Below are 17,330 nucleotides of genomic sequence, written 5' to 3'. Positions count from 1 at the left end.
TTCGTGTCAGCGCTGGGCGGCCGCGGCGAGCAGTAGGGCGCAGCCGACCGTGAAGATCTGACGCAGCAGGGCGCGTCGTGCCTTGCGTTGCTCTCGCCGGGTTGGCGTGTTCATGGCCGGTCACCTACTCACGAGCTGGGTTGTCTGATGTATCGGCTCCCAGTCTCCCGGCGTGACGGTCCTCACGTCGTCAACCCGCCGGGTGAACCGGCTGGTTCGCCAGGGGGAGATCCGCGACCACCGGCGCCTTGGCCGCGAGCTGCACCACCGTCGCGCCGGCGAGCAGGACCACCGCGCCCGTCACCTGCACCGCGGTGAGCGCCTGGCCGAGCAGGAGCCAGGCCAGCGCCGTCGCGACGATGGGCTCGACGAGGCCGAGGACGCTGACGACGTTGGCCGGCAGGTCGCGCAGTGCGCTGATCGACAGCAGGTAGGCCAGGGCGGTGCTGATCATCGCGCAGGCCACCAGGAGTGTCCACACAGGAACGTGCCAGCCGCCGAAGTCGGTGCCGTCGCGGAGGATGTCGAGGGGGATCGTCCACGGCGGCGCGAGGACGAAGATCAGGACGGCGCCGACGATCATGCCCCAGGTGACGAGTCCCAGCGGCGCGATCTGCGCGGCGAGCCGTTCGCCGGAGATGAAGAACGCCGCCGCGCAGAGCGCCGCGCCGACGCCGGCGAGCAGGCCGATCGCGTCGAGCCGCAGTCCCTGCCAGACCTGGGCGACCATCGCGAGGCCGACCATGGCGAGCACGGTGCCGACCCACATCCGCGCCGGCAGGACGGTCCGCCGCACGAACCGCACCCAGAGGGCGACGAGGATCGGTGCGGTGAACTCGAGCAGCATGGCGATGCCGATCGGAATCCGTGCCACGGCGGCGAAGTACAGGACCTGGACGCCCGCGACGCCGACGAGCCCGTAGCCGGCGAGGAGCTTCCAGTCGGACCGGCGAACGCGGAGCAGTGCGGGCCTGGTGACCGCGACCACGGCGAGCAGGACGAGCGCGGCCAGCCCGATGCGGAAGCTCGTCACCTGCTGCGGGCTGAGGCCGGCGTCCATCGCCGGCTTCGCGAGCGGACCCGAGGTGGCGGAGCAGACCGAGGCCAGGATGATCAGCACGGTGCCGCGCCCGGTGCGGGTGGGCGGCGACGTAACCCGCGTAGTGGTTTCGACAGTCACGTGGACCCACGCTAGGTCATCCACCCCGGGCCGCGCGACGCAAAATCGCCGCGTGCGTCGGGCCTACTGGGCGGGGAAACCGCTCGTCAATTCCCGGACATCAGAAGATCACCTGGGGTGCATCTCGTTGTGTCCCGCGCGTCTGTGTCCCGCGTGCCGGGTCGACCGTCCGGGTCACGACTTTCGGCGGGATCAGGGGTTCTCCTTGACCCACTTGCTGGCGTCGCCGATCGGGTCGACTCCGCTGCCGCCGCCGAGTCCCTCGGCGTGCCGCTTCATGGACGCCTCGATCTCGGCCTCGGTCCGCCCGGTCTGCTCGGCCGCGATCGCCAGGTGGGCCGCGCTCTCCTTGACCTCCCAGGCGAGGTCGGTCGTGAGGCCCTCGGCCAGCGAGGCCAGCTCGGCCCACGTGTCATACGGGCCGTACACCGTGTCGGACACGCCGATGTCCATCGGCCGGTACCACGTATCGGAGCACCCGCCGCCGTAGGAGACGTAGTCCGACGCCAGGTTGAGCTGCTTCTCGATCTTGGGCAACGTGTCGGTGGCGAGGAAGTTCAGGTCGCCCAGGTCGACCTTCATCCCGTCGATCTGCGTCTCGTCGAGCACCGTCGGTTTCGGCATGTCGAAGGACCCGGCACGGCTGGTGACCGTGTTGATCGCGTCCTTGATCTTGTGCGCGATCTCGTCTTCGCGTCCCCTGATCGTCTCCGCCAGCTTCTTCAGCGCCTCGTTGGTCTTCGTGATGACCCCGTCCGGCCTGTCGGCGGCGAACTCGACCGACGGCTTGCTGGGCGCGTCGCCGGCCTTGAGCAGCGAGTCCAGCGAGGAGAGCACCGCTCCGGCGCCGGCGAGGATCGGCTTCGCCGGGGTCGGGAACACCGCGGCGATGTTGACCAGCGCGGTGATGGTGCCGAGGTCCACGGCGCCGGCCGACCCACGGTCCTTCATCGCCGCGTGCATCTTGTCGGCGATCGCGAGGATGTCCTGCTCCGCCTTGACCCAGATCTCCTTCTCGCCGCACAGCGTGGCGCCAGCGAGCAGGGTGACGGCGTACTGGCCGTGGATCACCGTCGGCAACGGGGTGCAGAAGTTCTGGTCGAAGGTGAGGATCATGAGCCCGCCCATGTCGTCACCGCCGATCTTCTTCTGCAGGAAGTCGACGGCGGTCAGCTCGGCGTTGCCGACATCGCTGACCTTGTCGCTCTGGCTGGTCAGCGAGATGTACCAGGCGGCGTCGCGGAGGTAGTTGAGGTACTGGTCGAAGTCCGCCGGCGTGGGAATCGAGCGCCACCAGGAGAAGACGTCGCGGATGGTCTGCTCGAAGTGGCCGTAGACGAGCGAGCCCGCGTTGGTGCCGGCACCGTAGTCGAAGCCCCACTCGGCGGGCACGCCGTCCTTGGTGACCTGGCCGCCGGTGGTCCGCGCCGACTTGCCCGGCGCCGTGACCTGCCAGGCGATGTCAGTGGTGTGGTGGAAGTCGCCGTCGCCCACGCGGAACCAGCCCTGCGCGTCCATGTAGAAGTCGATCGCTTCGTCGATGATCTTCTCGATCGTCTGGTCCAACTGGTCTACGAATCCCACGACACGCCCCCTTGAGCAAGTTGCCGTTGTGACGCGCGAAAGCCTAGGGCGGTTCCACCACACGTGCAGCGAATGCGCCCGAAAGCCCAGGCCACGGCTACATTCCTCAGCTCTTCGGGCGCCAGGGGCTGTGGCTGTCCGTCGGCCGCGTGGGGTCGTGGAACGCGGGCACGTCCGGCTCATCGGCGCGCAACGGCACCACGCCGTCCGTGATCGCCTGCATGATGCGGGCGTGTGCGCGCACCGCGTCGCCGGGGGTGCTCGCCGACAGGTCCGACAGCTCCACCACCGGGCCGAAGTGCACCTGGAACACCGGCCGGTCGCGGATCGCACGCAACCACGACATCAGCAGGGGCACGAGGTCCCGCCAGCCGGTCACGCGCTCGGTGCCCCAGTACACCGCCTCGTGCGCGCCCCACTGGCTGATCGTCATCACCGGCACCTTCGCGTCCAGCGCCATCCGCGCGACACCGGTCTTCCCGCGCTCCGGCCACAGGCCCGGCTCGCGGCTCACCCGGCCCTCCGGGTAGACCAGCACCGGACCGGACGCCGAGCGCAGGGCCTCCGTCGTGCGGTGGAAGGCCTCGACGACGTTACTTTTGCCCCGGTCGACGCGGATGCTGCCGCCCTGCCTCAGGCCCCAGCCGACCACCGGCACGTCCAGCAAGCCGCCTGTCAGCAGGAACCGTGGGTTCACCCCGCTTTTGCGCAGCGCCGCGGTGAGGACGAACGGGTCGAACATGCCGATGTGGTTCGCCGCGATGAGACCGGGCTGGTCCCGCATCTCGGCCGGGAACTCGCCGGTGATCTCCAGCTTCCCGACCAGCCGGACGAAACCACGATCGACCAGCGTCATGAGCCGCCAGGCGGGCGAGAACGCGGCGGCACGGCGTGTCGGCTCGGTTGTGCGGCGGAACAGCGCGACCATGGTGCGGAGCATGGCACGGACCGTGCAAACGCCGGATAAGCGGGCTGGTGTCACGTGTGGCAGAAGTGACTCATGTGGTGAAAGCCGACTACCGTGTGGAGTATGGCGAACCGGACAGCAGCCTCTAAGACCTCCAAGGGCCGCAGTACCCGTGGGGGCAGCTCCCGGTCGTCCGCGAAAACACCCGCCCGGCGCAAGACGTCAGCCCGCCGGCCGGCCCGCCGCCAGCCCGCCCGCCGCTTGCCCGCCCGTCGCAAAGGCGGCCTCAGCCGGGCGATCGGCCGCGGCCTGCGTGGCGGGTGGACCTTGCTGGCGAAAGGCGTCGGCGGCCTGGCCAGGACCATGGGCCGCACCAAGGACCTCGAGCCCGCGCACCGCCGCGACGGCCTGGCGTTCGGGCTGGTCGCGGTCGGCGTCATCGCGGGGGCCGGCGTCTGGTGGCACGCCGCCGGCCCGGTCGGGCACTACCTGGAGATCGGCGCGCGGTCGGTCGTCGGGGCCGCCGCCATGGCGCTGCCGCTGACGCTGCTGGTCATCGGCATCGCGCTGATGCGGTCGGACCCGCAGCCGGAGAAGCGGCCGCGGCTGGTCATCGGCACGCTGCTGTTCGTCATGGCGTTCCTCGGCATCCTGCACATCTTCAGCGACCTGCCCGAGAACAACGACGGCCGGATGTACGCGGGCGGCGCGCTCGGCTACGTCTCCGGCGGCATGCTCGCCAAGGGCGTCACCGCGTGGGTCGCGCTCCCGCTCCTGGTGCTGGTGCTGGGTTTCGGCGTGCTGGTGTTCACCGGCACCCGCTTCCGCGACATCCCCACCCGGCTGCGCGAGCTGGGCATGGACCCGGAGGACGCCGACGAGTACGACGACGACGACGGCCTCGAGCTGCCCGGCGTGGAGGAGGCGCCGCCGGCCGAGCCGAAGCTGCGCCGCCCGTCGCGCCGCCGCCAGGCCACCATGGCCGAGCCGGTCGTCGAGACCGGCGCCGGCCTCGACGTGCCCCCGCCGCCGGAGCCCGACGCGCCCGCGGCGCCGCCCGCCCGCAAGCGGCCGCGGTCCGCGCAGGTCAAGGAGACCCCGCAGGCCAAGGAGGCCACCCAGCTCACGCTCACCCGGGTCGTCGACGGCGACTACACGCTGCCCGACCCGAACATCCTCGCCGCCGGCGACGCGCCCAAGGCCCGCAGCCGGGCCAACGACACGATGATCGAGGCGATCACCGGCGTCCTGGACCAGTTCGCGATCGACGCGCAGGTCACCGGCTTCACCCGAGGCCCGACCGTCACCCGCTACGAGGTCGAGCTCGGCCCCGGCGTGAAGGTCGAGAAGATCCCCGCGCTGCCCAAGAACATCGCGTACGCCGTCGCCACCGACAACGTGCGGCTGCTCGCGCCGATCCCGGGCAAGTCCGCGGTGGGCATCGAGGTGCCGAACAGCGACCGCGAGATGGTGCGGCTGGGCGACGTGCTGCGGTCGAGCACGGCGGTCAAGGACACGCACCCGATGGTGATCGGCCTCGGCAAGGACATCGAGGGCCACATGGTCACCGCGAACCTGGCGAAGATGCCGCACCTGCTGTGCGCGGGGTCCACCGGTTCCGGCAAGTCGAGCTTCGTCAACTCGATGCTGGTGTCGCTGCTCGCGCGGGCCACGCCGGACGAGGTCCGGATGATCCTGATCGACCCGAAGATGGTCGAGCTGACGCCGTACGAGGGCATCCCGCACCTGATCACGCCGATCATCACGCAGCCGAAGAAGGCCGCGGCCGCGCTGACCTGGCTGGTCGAGGAGATGGAGCAGCGCTACCAGGACATGCAGGCCAACCGGGTCCGGCACGTCGACGACTTCAACAAGAAGGTGCGCTCCGGGGAGATCAGCGCGCCGCCGGGCTCCGAGCGCGAGTACCGGCCGTACCCGTACATCCTCGCGATCGTCGACGAGCTGGCGGACCTGATGATGACCGCGCCGCGCGACGTCGAGGACGCGATCGTGCGGATCACCCAGAAGGCGCGGGCGGCCGGCATCCACCTCGTGCTGGCGACCCAGCGCCCGTCGGTGGACGTGGTGACGGGCCTGATCAAGACCAACGTGCCGTCCCGGCTGGCGTTCGCGACGTCGTCGCTGACGGACTCGCGGGTCATCCTGGACCAGCCGGGCGCGGAGAAGCTGATCGGCATGGGCGACGGGCTGTACCTGCCGATGGGTGCGTCGAAGCCGGTCCGGGTCCAGGGCGCGTTCATCACCGACGAAGAGATCAACGCGATGGTCTCGTTCGTCAAGGAGCAGGCGCAGCCGGAGTACACCGACGGCGTGACGGCCGCGAAGGCGAGCGAGAAGCGCGAGATAGAGGAGGACATCGGCGACGACCTCGATGTTCTGCTCCAGGCGGCCGAGCTGGTGGTGACGTCGCAGTTCGGCTCGACGTCGATGCTGCAACGCAAGCTCCGCGTGGGCTTCGCGAAGGCCGGCCGGCTGATGGACCTGCTGGAGAGCCGCGGCGTGGTGGGCCCGTCGGAAGGCTCGAAGGCCCGCGACGTGCTGATCAAGCCGGACGAGCTGGACTCGGTCCTGTACCTGATCCGCGGCGGCGGCCCGATCCCCGACGAGCCCGACGACGACCAGGACTAGCTAGCTGGTTGTGCCCGGAGTGAAACCTCGCTGGGACGAGCTTCAACCGGTTCTGTGCGGTTTACTGGTACAGAATGGTGTGAAGGTGGTCCTGGAAGGGGGTCAGCATGCTCCGCAGCTTCAGACTTGCCAACCACCGGTCGATCGCCGACGAGCAAGAGCTCCTGCTGATGCCCGCCGCCCCCGGGGAGCGTTCGGTCGTGCCGGTCACGGCCATCTATGGCGCCAACGCCTCCGGCAAGACCAACGTGATCGACGGGCTTGGCTTCATGCGTTCGGCCGTGTTGCAGTCCTTCGCCAGGTGGGACGTCGAAGGCATCCCGCGGCAGCCGTTCCGGTTGAGTACCGATGGTCGAGAGCACCCTTCTGTCTTTGCGGCCGAACTGGTGGTCGAAGGTGTGCCCTACACCTACGGCTTCGCCGTCGACGACAGCGAAGTGCTCGAAGAATGGTTGTATTCTTACCCAGAAAAACGCAGGAGAATGCTCTTCCGCCGGGAGCGCCGAGAGATAAGGTTCGGCACCACCCTGGGCGACCTCAGGCCGAAGCTGGAGATGCTGGAGGAGCTCACCCGGCCGAACTCGTTGTTTCTGAGCGCGGCGGCCAGGCTCAACTTGGCGCCCCTCACTCCGGTATATCGATGGTTCCGGCAGGGTCTGCGAATCCGTAGGTCGGCTGTGGGCTCGGGTTTCAGGCTTCCGGACCGGATTCGAGATTTCATCTCGAAAAGGCCGGAGAACCTAGGTCGGTTGCTCTCCTTGTTGGCTGCGGCGGATGTCGGAATTACGGATGTTCGCGTCGAGGAAACCAGCGATCGGCGCCTGCTGCGGAGTGTCGCCACCATCGAGGCCAAAATCGCTGAGTTGACCGATCTGCTCAAGGCCGACGGCGAGTCCGGGGGACAGGAAGGTCGGGCTACCGAGCTGTCCGACCTTCGATACGAGCGCGAGCGCCTCCTGCGTCGAGCCGCTGAGCCGCGCGCTGAGCTCTGGTTCGTACACGGGGTCGAGGACGAGCTGTTCTCGCTCGGCGAGGAGTCCGACGGGACACGCTCCTGGTTGGAGCTGCTCCCCACAGTGCTGGACGTGCTCGACCAAGGCGCGGTCATCGCGGTCGACGAGATCGACACCAGCTTGCATCCGCTTCTCACCGCCCAGCTGGTGCGGCTGTTCCGGGATCGCGAGACCAACCACAGCAACGCGCAGCTGATCTTCACGACACACGACACCAGCCTGCTGGGCACGATGATCGGCAACGACGTGCTGGATCGCGACCAGGTCTGGTTCGTACAGAAGGACACCGCCGGCGCGACCGAGATCTACCCGCTGACCGACTTCAAACCCCGCAAGGACCAGAACATCGAGCGCAGGTACCTCGGCGGGAGCTACGGCGCGGTCCCGGTCCTGGACGATGACGATTTCCTGAATGCCGTACGCGCTCGATGATCAAACATGAAAACAGACGTTCTCGTCGCCCGGCCGCCCGTGAAGAACGGTCACAGATTCTCGTCGTGTGCGGTGGCGAGGTCACCGAGCCGAGCTACTTTCGGGGTTTGAAGAAGGAACGACGAAACCCGGCAGTCAAGGTGATCATGGAACGGAAAGGTCTCGATCCCGAGTCCCTGGTTCGCTTCGCTGCTCGGAAGCGGGCGGTCGTCGAGTGCGATCAGGTCTGGTGCGTCGTGGACGTGGATGAGTTCGATCTGTCGCGGGCCACAAGACTGGCGCAACGGGAAGACGTGCGTCTCGCGATCTCGAACCCCTGCTTCGAGTATTGGCTACTGCTCCACTTCGAGCTGTGCTCGGCGCCGTTGACCTGCTACGACGACGTCCATCGTCGATTGGCGAGACACGTTCCGCACTACGACAAGGGCCGTCTTCGCTTTGCGGACTTCGCCCAGGGTGTCGACGAGGCGTTGGAACGTGGTCGGAGCAGGTGCACGACCGTCGGCGCCGAGCACGAGCGCAACCCCTCCACCGGCGTGTGGGCGCTGGTGAAAGAGGTCATCTGAGTCGCTCGCCGCCGCGATGGGCAGGTCGGGTGTCTCAGTTTGAGACCGGCTGCCGTGTGTCCAGCAGGTAAACCGGGTGTGTGCTGCCGCGACACCGTTGGCACATCCGGTAACCCGTGAGGGAGCCCGCCCATGACCACGCTCGACGCCACAGCGGAAGACGTCCACGCCCACTCCCACGCCACCACCACCGCCGCGCCCGCGGCCGACCCCGCCATGATCGGGCTGCCCAGCTTCATCGTCGGGTCCGTCGCGCTCGGGCTCGTGCTCGTCGGCTACGTGCCGGCGTCCGCGGTCGGGGCCTCGCTCGCCGTCATCATCGCGGCCACCGGGGTCGGGCTGCTCATCGCCGCCGGGTGGGCGGCCGCGGTGGCGCAGAGTGCGGTCGCCGGGGTCTTCGGCGCCTTCGCCGGGTTCTGGCTCAGCTACGCGCTCCTCGTGCTCGGCCTCACGCACAACTGGTTCGCCATCGACGCCGCGGCCGCCGTCGACACGCAGGCCGTCTTCCTCATCTCCTGGCTCGTCATCGTCGGCATGCTCACGCTCGCGACCCTGCGCCTGCCGGTGACCTACACACTGCTGTTCGCGCTCATCGAGGTGGCGCTCGTCCTCGTCCTCATCGGCACGGTGCAGGCCTCGGCCTCGGTGCTGCAGATCGCCGGGATCGTCGTCCTCGCGTTCGCCGCGGTCGGGGTCTACCTCTTCTTCAGCTCCGCCTCCGTGGCCACCGGCGGCGCCGCGCTCCCACTCGGCCCGCCGCTGATCGGCTGACCCCAAGGACCCCCACGGCCGGGCGCGGCGAACGCGCCCGGCCGTGGTGTCAGCCCATCGTCAGCGAGAACTCGTGCACCCGGTCGAACTTCTTGTCCGTCGCCACGTGCACCTCGCCCGACTCGAGCCCGTACACCACCGACCACTGCGTGTGGCCCTGCACGACCTCACCCAGCAGGTCCAGCGCACCCCGCCAGTCCCGCGCCCCGCCCAGGCCGCCGTTCGCCGTGCGGTAGCGGCTGTCCGCCTGGCGCGACGCCTCGTCCGACCCGGCCATCGTGAAGTTCACCGCCGTCCGCGTCGGCAGCGCGGACACCTTGCCGTCGACGAACTCGACCACCACGGACCTCCCCGTCGCGTCCGCGACCAGGTAGTGCAGCGGCGGGCCACCCGCGAAGTCGACGTTGTGCTCCTCGAAGATCGCCACGGCCTCCTCGACGGTGGCGGCCTGGTCCAGCACCAGCCGGATGATCCGCACGCCGCCCACCGTCGGCCGCCCGGGCCGCGAGCCCGCCTGCGCGTCCGGCACCGCGGCGAGGCCGATCGCCAGGCCCTTGGCGTTGAGACCGTCGAACGGCAGCAGCGGCGCGTCCGCGAGCCGGGCCCCGTCGGCGGCCGGATCCGTGACGCCGAGGTAGGACAGGTCCACCATCGACACCGACGCGTAACCGTCCGGCGGCTCGGTGAACAGCAGCATCGCCGGGTTCGGGTCCCAGTCGAAGTTGCGCGCGAACAGGCCGTTGGCGGCGAACAGCGAGCAGCCGAACGGCGTGGCCGGCGGGGGAGTGGCGACGTCCTTGAGCCGGTCGTAGCCGCCCGCGTACCGCATTGTCCACAGTGGATGGTCGTCGAGCCGCTCCAGCGTGGCGAGCGAGCTGTCGCGGCCCGCCCAGCCGGCCGGTGGTGGCGCCGGCGCCGCCTCGGACTGGCAGCCCGCCAGCGCCAGCGTGCCCACCACAGCCCCCACCACGACCGCCACCGCCACGCGTCTCATGCCCACATCCTAGGAAACGGCGAGCCTTTACCGCTGGTGATCGGACCGTTACCGTAATGGTGGTCTAAACCACGGTGCGGAGCGCAAAGGAGCGTCATGTCCGTCCGCCGAATGCTGTCCGGGATCCTGCTTGCCGCGATGTCGCTCGCCGTCCCAGCCGCCCCGGCGGCCGCGGCGCCGGTGGCACCCGCGGCGGCACCGGGCGACGTCGTCACCGCCCGGGCCATCAACGCGCCGGGCTTCCTCTACGCCAGAACGTGGTCGATCACCTACCGGTCGACGTCGGCCACCGGCACCCCGATCACGGTCAGCGGCACGGTGATCGTGCCCCTGGGCGCCAACGCGAACACCCCGGTCGTCGGCTACGCGCCCGGCACGCACGGCCTGGGCGACCAGTGCGCGCCGTCGCGCCATCTCGAGGCCGGCGACGAGACCGAGGGCCTGCTGATCCACCAGTACGCCACCCGCGGGTACGCCGTCGCGGTCACCGACTACGAGGGCGTCGGCACGCCAGGCGACCACACCTACATCGCCGGCCGGGCCGAGGGCAACGCCACGCTCGACGTGGTCCGCGCGGCGCTGCGGCTGCCCGGCACCGGGCTGTCCGCCGGGACGAAGGTCGCGATCGTCGGCTACTCCCAGGGTGGGCAGGGCTCCGGCTGGGCCGCGCAGCTGGCGCCGAGCTACGCGCCGGACCTCAACATCGCCGCGTACGCGGTCGGCGCGCCGCCGGCCAACCTGCGCGTGGTCGCCGACCACAATGACGGCGGCGCCAATGTCGGGCTGGTGATGGCCGCCGGCTTCGGCCTCGACGTGGCCTACCCCGACCTCCAGCTCGCGCCGTACCTCAACGACCAGGGGCGCGCCGCGTTCGCCGACATCCGCGACGACTGCACCGACGAGCTGTCGAAGTACGCCGGCCACTCGATGGCCGACTACACCACCGAGGACGTGCTCAACCGTCCTGAGTGGACGGCCCGGGTGAACGAGCAGAACCTCGGCGGCACCACCCCGCGCGCGCCGGTGCTGCTGTACCACTCCAACGGCGACGAGATCCTGCCCGTGCAGGTGAGCGTGGACCTGCGCGCGGCATGGTGCGCGGGCGGCGGCAACGTGACGTTCTGGCGCACGGACACCGGCGCCCACTTCACGACGGCCGCGCTGATGAGCCCCGCGGTCACCGGCTGGGTGGCCGACCGCCTGGCGGGCAGGGCGACGACCGGGAACTGCTGACCACGGTGCGTCTCGCCGCAACGGCCGCGGGAGCGGGATCCGGGCGGCGACGAGAACGGGGCACGCCGGCGAACCGGCGTGCCCCGCGTCGACTCCGAACGGTCAGCCGCCGAACTGGCGGACGGCCGCGTAGTAGACGTCGGCGAACCGGTTGCACGCCCAGTTGCCGTTGCAGACCTTGTACATGTCGGTCTTGAAGTTGTTGTCGATGTGGAGCCTGTTGGCCTCGGTGAACCGGCTCTGCCGCTTGTAGTTGCGGTAGCCGAAGTCGTGCCGGTAGCACGCCTTGACGAGGTTGAAGCCGAACGGGTTGTCCGGCGAGTTCGAGCAGCCGTCGGAGCTCCAGTCGAGCTGGTCGCGGTAGGGCTGCTGGGCCCGCAGGGTCTGGAAGCTGGCCAGGCTCGTGCTGAACAGGTACTGGTCGGTCGTCTGGCGGAGCTGACCGGAGTCGAGCGCTGCCTGTGCGGTCAGGGTGCCGGCGAGCATGGCGATGGTGACCGCGATCGCGGTGATGGTTGCCCGGGCGGCACGACGCAGGGTTGACGTGGCCACGGATGGTCTCCCTCTGTCAGGCGGAACTGAGCGGGCACGCGCGCCGCGTGCCCTGATCAATTACGCCCGGGAGACCATGAACAGGAAACCCCCTAACGGGCTAATGCTGGGTATCGAAAGTCTGGTTACAGCTCGAGCAGCATGCGCACGTTGCCGAAGGTGTTCGGCTTGACGTAGGGAAGATCGAGGAACTCCGCGACCCCCTCGTCGGCCGAGCGGCGCATCTCCTCGTAGACCTCCGGGCTCACCGGGGTGCCGTCGATCTCGACGAACCCGTACCGCGCGAAGAACTCGGTCTCGAAGGTCAGCACGAACACCCGGGCGAGCCCCAGCTCGCGGGCCTGCGCGACGAGCCGCTCGACGAGCAGCCCGCCGGCCCCCAGCCGCAGGGCGTGCGGCAGCACCGCGATGGTGCGGATCTCGGCGATGTCCTCCCACAGCACGTGCAGGGCACCGCAACCGACGAGCTCGTCCTCCCGCTCGGCCACCCAGAACTCCTGCACGTCCTCGTAGAGCGTGACGAGCTCCTTGGCCAGCAGGACCTTGCCGGCATACGTGTCGATGATCGACTTGACGGACCGCACGTCGCCGATCCGGGCGCGACGGACCACGACGGAGTCACTACTCACGCAAGCCAACCTAATGCCCGCGCTGAATCGGTGCGGGTCGTGTGCGCATCGACACCCGGCCGCCCGTCCGCGTGGCTGACCCCGGCGACGGTCACCGGCCCGGCCCGACTCGCGGCTATCGTCGCGAAGGTGCGGGAACTGGGCTGGGCGCTGGCGCCGGGGTCGATCAGTGACGGGTACGGCCAGGGCGTGGTCCCGTGAGGGCCTTCACGCGGGACTCGTTGCCCGGGCGGGTGGTGTTCGGCGCCGGGGTCGCGCGGTCCGCGCTCGGCCGGGAGGTCTCGGCGCTCGGCGGCGCGCGGGTGCTGGTGATCACGACGCCGCGGGGCGAGCCGCTGGCCCGCGAGCTGGCCGCGCCGCTGGGGGTGGCGGGCGTGTTCACCGGCGTGCGCGAGCACGTGCCGGCCGCCGTCGCCGCCGCGGCGGTGGAGGCCGCGGCGGATGCCGACCTCCTGCTGTGCGTCGGCGGCGGGTCGAGCGTCGGCACCGCGAAGGCCGTGGCCCTGGAGCGGCGGCTGCCGATCGTCGCCGTGCCCACGACGTACGCCGGCTCGGAGATGACGCCGGTGTGGGGGCGGACGGAGGACGGCGAGAAGCGCACCGGGCGGTCGCCGCACGTCCTGCCGCGCACGGTGGTCTACGACCCGTCGCTGACCGTCGGGCTGCCGGCGGCGATCACCGCGGCGAGTGGGATGAACGCGCTCGCGCACGCCGTCGAGGCGCACTACGCGCCCGGCGTCGACCCGGTGACGATGATCGTCGCGCGCGAGGCCGTCCGGGCGCTCGCCGCCGGTCTGCCGCTGGCCGTCGACGAGGAGGACCGCGAGGAGGCGCTGTTCGGCGCGTACCTCGCCGGCGCGGCGTTCGCCGTCACCGGATCGGGTCTGCATCACACGATCTGTCACATCTTGGGTGGCGCCTACGACCTGCCCCACGCGCCGACGCATGCCGTGCTGCTGCCTTACGTCACCGCCCACGTCGAGGCGAGCGCGCCCGAGGCGCTGGCCGGCGTCGGCGACGCGCTCGGCGCGACCCACGCGGCCACCGGCCTGCGCGCGCTGGCCGAGCGCCTGGCGGCGCCGACCGCGCTGCGGGACATCGGCATGCGCGCCGAGGATCTCGACGACGCCGCGCGCCGGGTCCGGGAACGGACCGGGGCCGAGTTGCGGGAGCTGCTGGGGAAGGCCTTCGAGGGCACGTGGGAGGACTTGTGAGTCTGGTCGAGCAGGTGGTCGCGAGCTTCGCCGGCGCCAAGGACCCGCGGTTGCGGGAGATCGCGGAGAGCCTGGTCCGGCACCTGCACGCGTTCCTCGCCGACGTGCGGCCGACCGAGGGGGAGTGGGCCGCGGCGGTCGACTTCCTCACCCGGACCGGTCGGCTCAGCGACGAGAAGCGGCAGGAGTTCGTCCTGCTGTCGGACGTGCTCGGCGCGTCGATGGCGGTGATCGGGCTGAACCACCCGGCCGACGGCGTGGCGACGGAGTCGACGGTGCTCGGCCCGTTCTTCGTCGAGGACGCCCCGGAGTACGCCATGGGCGACGACATCTCGGCGGGCGCCCCCGGCACGCCGTGTCACCTCCGCGGGACCGTCCACTCGGCCGCGGGCGCGCCGCTGCCGGGCGCGCTGCTGGAGATCTGGCAGTCCGACGAGGACGGCCGCTACGACGTGCAGTACCCGGACCTGGAGACGATGCGCGGCCGCGCCCGCCTCCACGCGGACGCCGAGGGCCGCTACGCGTTCTGGACCGTCCACCCCGAGCCGTACCCGATCCCGGCCGACGGCCCGGTGGGCGAGCTCCTGGCGGCGGCCGGCCGCGGCCCGATGCGGCCGGCGCACGTGCACTTCAAGGTCAGCGCGCCGGGCCACCGGACGTTGATCACCCATGTCTTCCCGGCCGACAGCCCCCATCTCGACTCGGACGCGGTGTTCGGCGTACAGCGATCGCTGATCATCGACTTCCCCCGGCACGAGCCCGGCCCCGCGCCCGACGGCCGCGAGGTCGACACCCCCTTCCACACCGCGGAGTTCGACATCGTGCTGGCGGCGGAGTAGCCCGTTTCCGCTGGCATGCGCTTGGCGTCCGCATCGCCGGTTACCCTGAGAGCCGTGTCTGCTCCGCCACCTTCGCGCCGTGCCGCCCTGCTCACCCTCGGGTGCGCCCGCAACGAGGTCGACTCCGAGGAACTCGCCGGCCGCCTCGCCGATGGCGGCTGGGAGGTCAGCGACGCCGGGGACGGGGCCGACGTCATCGTCGTGAACACGTGTGGGTTCGTCGAGTCCGCCAAGAAGGACTCGGTCGACGCGTTGCTCGAGGCGGCCGAGACCGGTGCCAAGGTCGTCGCCGTCGGGTGCATGGCGCAGCGGTACGGCGCCGAGCTCGCCGAGAGCCTGCCCGAGGCGGCCGCCGTCCTCGGCTTCGACCATTACCCGAACCTCGGCGCACGGCTGGACGACGTCGTCGCCGGCCGGCAGATCGCCTCCCACCAGCCGACCGACCGCCGCACGCTCCTGCCGATCAGCCCCGTGCAGCGACCGCAGAGCGACCTCGCCGTGCCCGGCCACGGCTGGGGGCCGCGGGTGCTGCGCAAGCGCCTCGACGACGCCCCGGTCGCCGCGCTCAAGATCGCCTCCGGGTGTGACCGGCGGTGCTCGTTCTGCGCCATCCCGTCCTTCCGCGGCGCGTTCGTCTCCCGCCCGCCCGCCGAGATCACGGCGGAGGCCGAGTGGCTCGCGAGCCAGGGCGTCCGCGAGCTGTTCCTGGTCAGCGAGAACTCGACCTCCTACGGCAAGGACCTCGGCCGCGAGCACGGCGGCCCGGACGCGCTCGAGCGCCTGCTCCCGCAGCTGGCCGCCATCGCCGGCATCGACCGGGTGCGGGTGTCCTACCTCCAGCCCGCCGAGACCCGGCCCGGCCTGCTGCGCGCGATCGCCAGCACCGAGGGCGTCGCCGACTACTTCGACATGTCCTTCCAGCACGCCAGCTCCACGGTGCTGCGCCGGATGCGCCGGTTCGGCGGCACCGAGTCCTTCCTCGCGCTCGTCGACCAGATCCGCGCGTACGCGCCCGACGCCGGCATCCGCAGCAACGTCATCGTCGGCTTCCCCGGCGAGACCGAGGCCGAGCTGGCCGAGCTCGAGCACTTCCTCACCGAGGCGCGGCTCGACGTCGTCGGCGTGTTCGGCTACTCCGACGAGGACGGCACCGAGGCCGAGAACCTGCCCGGCAAGCTCGACCCGGCCGAGGTCGCCGAGCGCGTCACCCGGGTGTCCGGGCTGGTCGAGCAGCTCACCTCGCAGCGCGCCGAGGACCGCGTCGGCGACGAGGTGCTCGTGCTCGTCGAGCGGGTGGGCGCGGATGACGGCTGGGACTGCGCCGGCCGGGCCGCGCACCAGGGACCCGAGGTCGACGGCGAGTGCCTGCTCACGGGGGACGGCTACGAGGTCGGTGATCTCGTGCGGGGCAAGGTGGTCGGCGCCGAGGGCGTGGACCTGGTCGTCGAGCCGGTCGAGCTCGTGGCGCCGGTGGAGATCGTCGAGCCGGTGGAGGCCGCCGGTCGGGAGAGCGCGCCGCGATGAGCGAGCGTGCGAGCGAGTCATCGACCCGGGGCGACCGCGAGGGGCGTCGGCGAGCCCGCGAGGGGACGTCGTGACCGTACCGGCGGATGGCGGTCCGCCGGAGCCGGTCGTCGGCGTGGCCGCGGTCCACGTGCCGCTGCTCAACGTCGCGAACATCCTCACGGTGTCCCGGCTGGTGCTCGTGCCGGTGTTCCTGCTGGCGCTGTTCGCCGTCGAGGGCTCGACCGGCTGGCGGCTCACCGCCGCGCTCGTGTTCGCCGTCGCGTCGATCACCGACCACGTCGACGGCTGGCTCGCCCGCAAGTTCGGCCTGGTCACCGATTTCGGCAAGGTCATCGACCCCATCGCGGACAAGGCGCTGACCGGTGCGGCGCTCTTCGGCCTGTCCATCCTGGGCGAGCTGCCGTGGTGGGTCACGCTGACGATCGCGGTGCGCGAGGTCGGGATTACCCTGCTGCGATTCTGGGTTATCCGGTACGGAGTCATCGCGGCGAGCTATGGCGGCAAGGCCAAGACGATCATGCAGATCATCGCGATCGAGCTGTTCCTGCTCCCGCTGCCGGCGTGGTGCGACCCGGTCCTGTGGGTCGCGATGGGCATCGCGCTCGTGCTCACCGTCGGCACCGGCGTGGACTACGTGTTCCGCGCCCTGCGCCTGCGGGCCCGTGGCTAGGAACCCCCTCGCCGACGCGCTCGGCCTCGACCACGACGAGCTCACGAAGCTGGTGGCCACCCTGCGCGAGCGCGCCGAGACCGTGGCCACCGCCGAGTCGCTCACCGGCGGGCTGGTCGTCGCGGCGCTCACCAGCGTCCCCGGGTCCAGCGCGGTGGTGCGCGGCGGCGTGGTCGTCTACGCGACACCGCTCAAGGCCCAGCTGGCCGGCGTGGACCCGGCGGCACTGGCCGAGCACGGCCCGGTGCACCCGCTGATCGCCGAGCAGCTGGCCGATGGGGCGCGGGTCGCGTGCGGCTCGACCTGGGGCATCGGGCTCACCGGGGTGGCCGGACCCGATCCACAGGATGGGACCGAGCCCGGCGTCGTGCACCTCGCCGTGTCGGGCGCGGGTCACACGATCGTGCGGACCATCGGGATCGACGGCAACCGCCACCAGGTCCGGTCGGGTGCCGTGCGCGCCGCGTTCGACCTGCTCAACGCCCGGTTCGAGGAGCCGGCGGGGGGCTGAGCTCTACCGAGGCTCCAGGCGCGGGCCGTAGGTTCGGGAACACCGGAGCGTGTTCGGTC

General features: G+C 70.8%; 17 protein-coding genes. 11 read left to right on the top strand and 6 right to left on the bottom strand.

Annotated elements, in window-relative coordinates; translation table 11 throughout:
* Positions 1 to 190: 190 nt before the first annotated feature.
* The 3 genes from VGD70_RS00200 to VGD70_RS00190 all read right to left on the bottom strand — a co-directional run bounded on the left by VGD70_RS00200 (position 191) and on the right by VGD70_RS00190 (position 3,704).
* Positions 191 to 1,180 (bottom strand): EamA family transporter, encoded by a 990-nt coding sequence (locus VGD70_RS00200; RefSeq protein WP_331076818.1) that lies wholly within the window; start codon positions 1,178 to 1,180, stop codon positions 191 to 193.
* Between the two features lie 192 nt (positions 1,181 to 1,372).
* The gene (locus tag VGD70_RS00195; RefSeq protein WP_331076816.1) at positions 1,373 to 2,764 is read right to left on the bottom strand and encodes a hypothetical protein; all 1,392 of its coding nucleotides are present in this window, start codon (positions 2,762 to 2,764) and stop codon (positions 1,373 to 1,375) included.
* Between the two features lie 106 nt (positions 2,765 to 2,870).
* On the bottom strand, positions 2,871 to 3,704 hold the full coding sequence (locus tag VGD70_RS00190) for a lysophospholipid acyltransferase family protein (protein WP_331076814.1): 834 nt from the start codon (positions 3,702 to 3,704) through the stop codon (positions 2,871 to 2,873).
* Positions 3,705 to 3,794: 90 nt separating this feature from the next.
* Here VGD70_RS00190 and VGD70_RS00185 point away from each other — a divergent pair, with 90 nt between their 5' ends.
* The 4 genes from VGD70_RS00185 to VGD70_RS00170 all read left to right on the top strand — a co-directional run bounded on the left by VGD70_RS00185 (position 3,795) and on the right by VGD70_RS00170 (position 9,102).
* Positions 3,795 to 6,320, top strand: a complete 2,526-nt coding sequence (locus VGD70_RS00185; protein ID WP_414637862.1) for an FtsK/SpoIIIE family DNA translocase — start codon at positions 3,795 to 3,797, stop codon at positions 6,318 to 6,320.
* A 107-nt stretch (positions 6,321 to 6,427) separates the two neighbouring features.
* The gene (locus VGD70_RS00180) at positions 6,428 to 7,765 is read left to right on the top strand and encodes an ATP-binding protein (protein WP_331076812.1); all 1,338 of its coding nucleotides are present in this window, start codon (positions 6,428 to 6,430) and stop codon (positions 7,763 to 7,765) included.
* Positions 7,762 to 8,331 carry an RloB family protein gene (locus tag VGD70_RS00175; RefSeq protein WP_331076810.1) on the top strand — a complete coding sequence of 190 codons (570 nt, stop codon included), beginning with the start codon at positions 7,762 to 7,764 and terminating at the stop codon, positions 8,329 to 8,331. Before VGD70_RS00180 ends, VGD70_RS00175 begins: the two co-directional genes overlap by 4 nt.
* A gap of 132 nt (positions 8,332 to 8,463) precedes the next feature.
* Positions 8,464 to 9,102, top strand: coding sequence for a GPR1/FUN34/YaaH family transporter (locus VGD70_RS00170; RefSeq protein WP_331076808.1), 639 nt, complete (start codon positions 8,464 to 8,466; stop codon positions 9,100 to 9,102).
* Between the two features lie 49 nt (positions 9,103 to 9,151).
* On the opposite strand, the gene VGD70_RS00165 is transcribed toward VGD70_RS00170, so the two are convergent.
* Positions 9,152 to 10,096: a carcinine hydrolase/isopenicillin-N N-acyltransferase family protein gene (locus VGD70_RS00165; protein ID WP_331076806.1), complete on the bottom strand. Its 945-nt coding sequence runs from the start codon at positions 10,094 to 10,096 to the stop codon at positions 9,152 to 9,154.
* A 96-nt stretch (positions 10,097 to 10,192) separates the two neighbouring features.
* On the opposite strand from VGD70_RS00165, the gene VGD70_RS00160 reads away from it, so the two are divergent.
* Positions 10,193 to 11,329, top strand: coding sequence for a lipase family protein (locus VGD70_RS00160; protein ID WP_331076804.1), 1,137 nt, complete (start codon positions 10,193 to 10,195; stop codon positions 11,327 to 11,329).
* A gap of 102 nt (positions 11,330 to 11,431) precedes the next feature.
* Here VGD70_RS00160 and VGD70_RS00155 read toward each other — a convergent pair whose 3' ends face one another.
* Both VGD70_RS00155 and VGD70_RS00150 read right to left on the bottom strand, forming a co-directional pair.
* On the bottom strand, positions 11,432 to 11,881 hold the full coding sequence (locus VGD70_RS00155; protein ID WP_414637861.1) for a phospholipase: 450 nt from the start codon (positions 11,879 to 11,881) through the stop codon (positions 11,432 to 11,434).
* Positions 11,882 to 12,006: 125 nt separating this feature from the next.
* Positions 12,007 to 12,510 (bottom strand): amino-acid N-acetyltransferase, encoded by a 504-nt coding sequence (locus VGD70_RS00150; protein ID WP_331076802.1) that lies wholly within the window; start codon positions 12,508 to 12,510, stop codon positions 12,007 to 12,009.
* A gap of 39 nt (positions 12,511 to 12,549) precedes the next feature.
* Here VGD70_RS00150 and VGD70_RS00145 point away from each other — a divergent pair, with 39 nt between their 5' ends.
* From VGD70_RS00145 to VGD70_RS00120, 6 genes are all read left to right on the top strand, one after another.
* Positions 12,550 to 12,711, top strand: coding sequence for a hypothetical protein (locus tag VGD70_RS00145; protein ID WP_331076800.1), 162 nt, complete (start codon positions 12,550 to 12,552; stop codon positions 12,709 to 12,711).
* Positions 12,708 to 13,724 (top strand): maleylacetate reductase, encoded by a 1,017-nt coding sequence (locus VGD70_RS00140; RefSeq protein WP_331076798.1) that lies wholly within the window; start codon positions 12,708 to 12,710, stop codon positions 13,722 to 13,724. Before VGD70_RS00145 ends, VGD70_RS00140 begins: the two co-directional genes overlap by 4 nt.
* Positions 13,721 to 14,563 carry a dioxygenase gene (locus tag VGD70_RS00135; protein ID WP_331076796.1) on the top strand — a complete coding sequence of 281 codons (843 nt, stop codon included), beginning with the start codon at positions 13,721 to 13,723 and terminating at the stop codon, positions 14,561 to 14,563. Before VGD70_RS00140 ends, VGD70_RS00135 begins: the two co-directional genes overlap by 4 nt.
* 54 nt (positions 14,564 to 14,617) lie before the next feature.
* On the top strand, positions 14,618 to 16,087 hold the full coding sequence (gene rimO, locus VGD70_RS00130) for a 30S ribosomal protein S12 methylthiotransferase RimO (protein ID WP_331076794.1): 1,470 nt from the start codon (positions 14,618 to 14,620) through the stop codon (positions 16,085 to 16,087).
* Between the two features lie 70 nt (positions 16,088 to 16,157).
* Positions 16,158 to 16,760 carry a CDP-diacylglycerol--glycerol-3-phosphate 3-phosphatidyltransferase gene (gene pgsA / locus VGD70_RS00125; protein ID WP_331076792.1) on the top strand — a complete coding sequence of 201 codons (603 nt, stop codon included), beginning with the start codon at positions 16,158 to 16,160 and terminating at the stop codon, positions 16,758 to 16,760.
* Entirely contained in the window at positions 16,753 to 17,271 is a 519-nt protein-coding gene (locus VGD70_RS00120) for a CinA family protein (protein ID WP_331076790.1), read from the top strand. Before pgsA ends, VGD70_RS00120 begins: the two co-directional genes overlap by 8 nt.
* Positions 17,272 to 17,330: the final 59 nt, after the last annotated feature.

The sequence above is a fragment of the Actinophytocola sp. genome, assembly GCF_036402745.1.
GTDB lineage: Bacteria > Actinomycetota > Actinomycetes > Mycobacteriales > Pseudonocardiaceae > Actinophytocola.
Note: the sequence above shows the minus strand (reverse complement) of the source record. Positions and strands in the feature narration are given on the sequence as shown.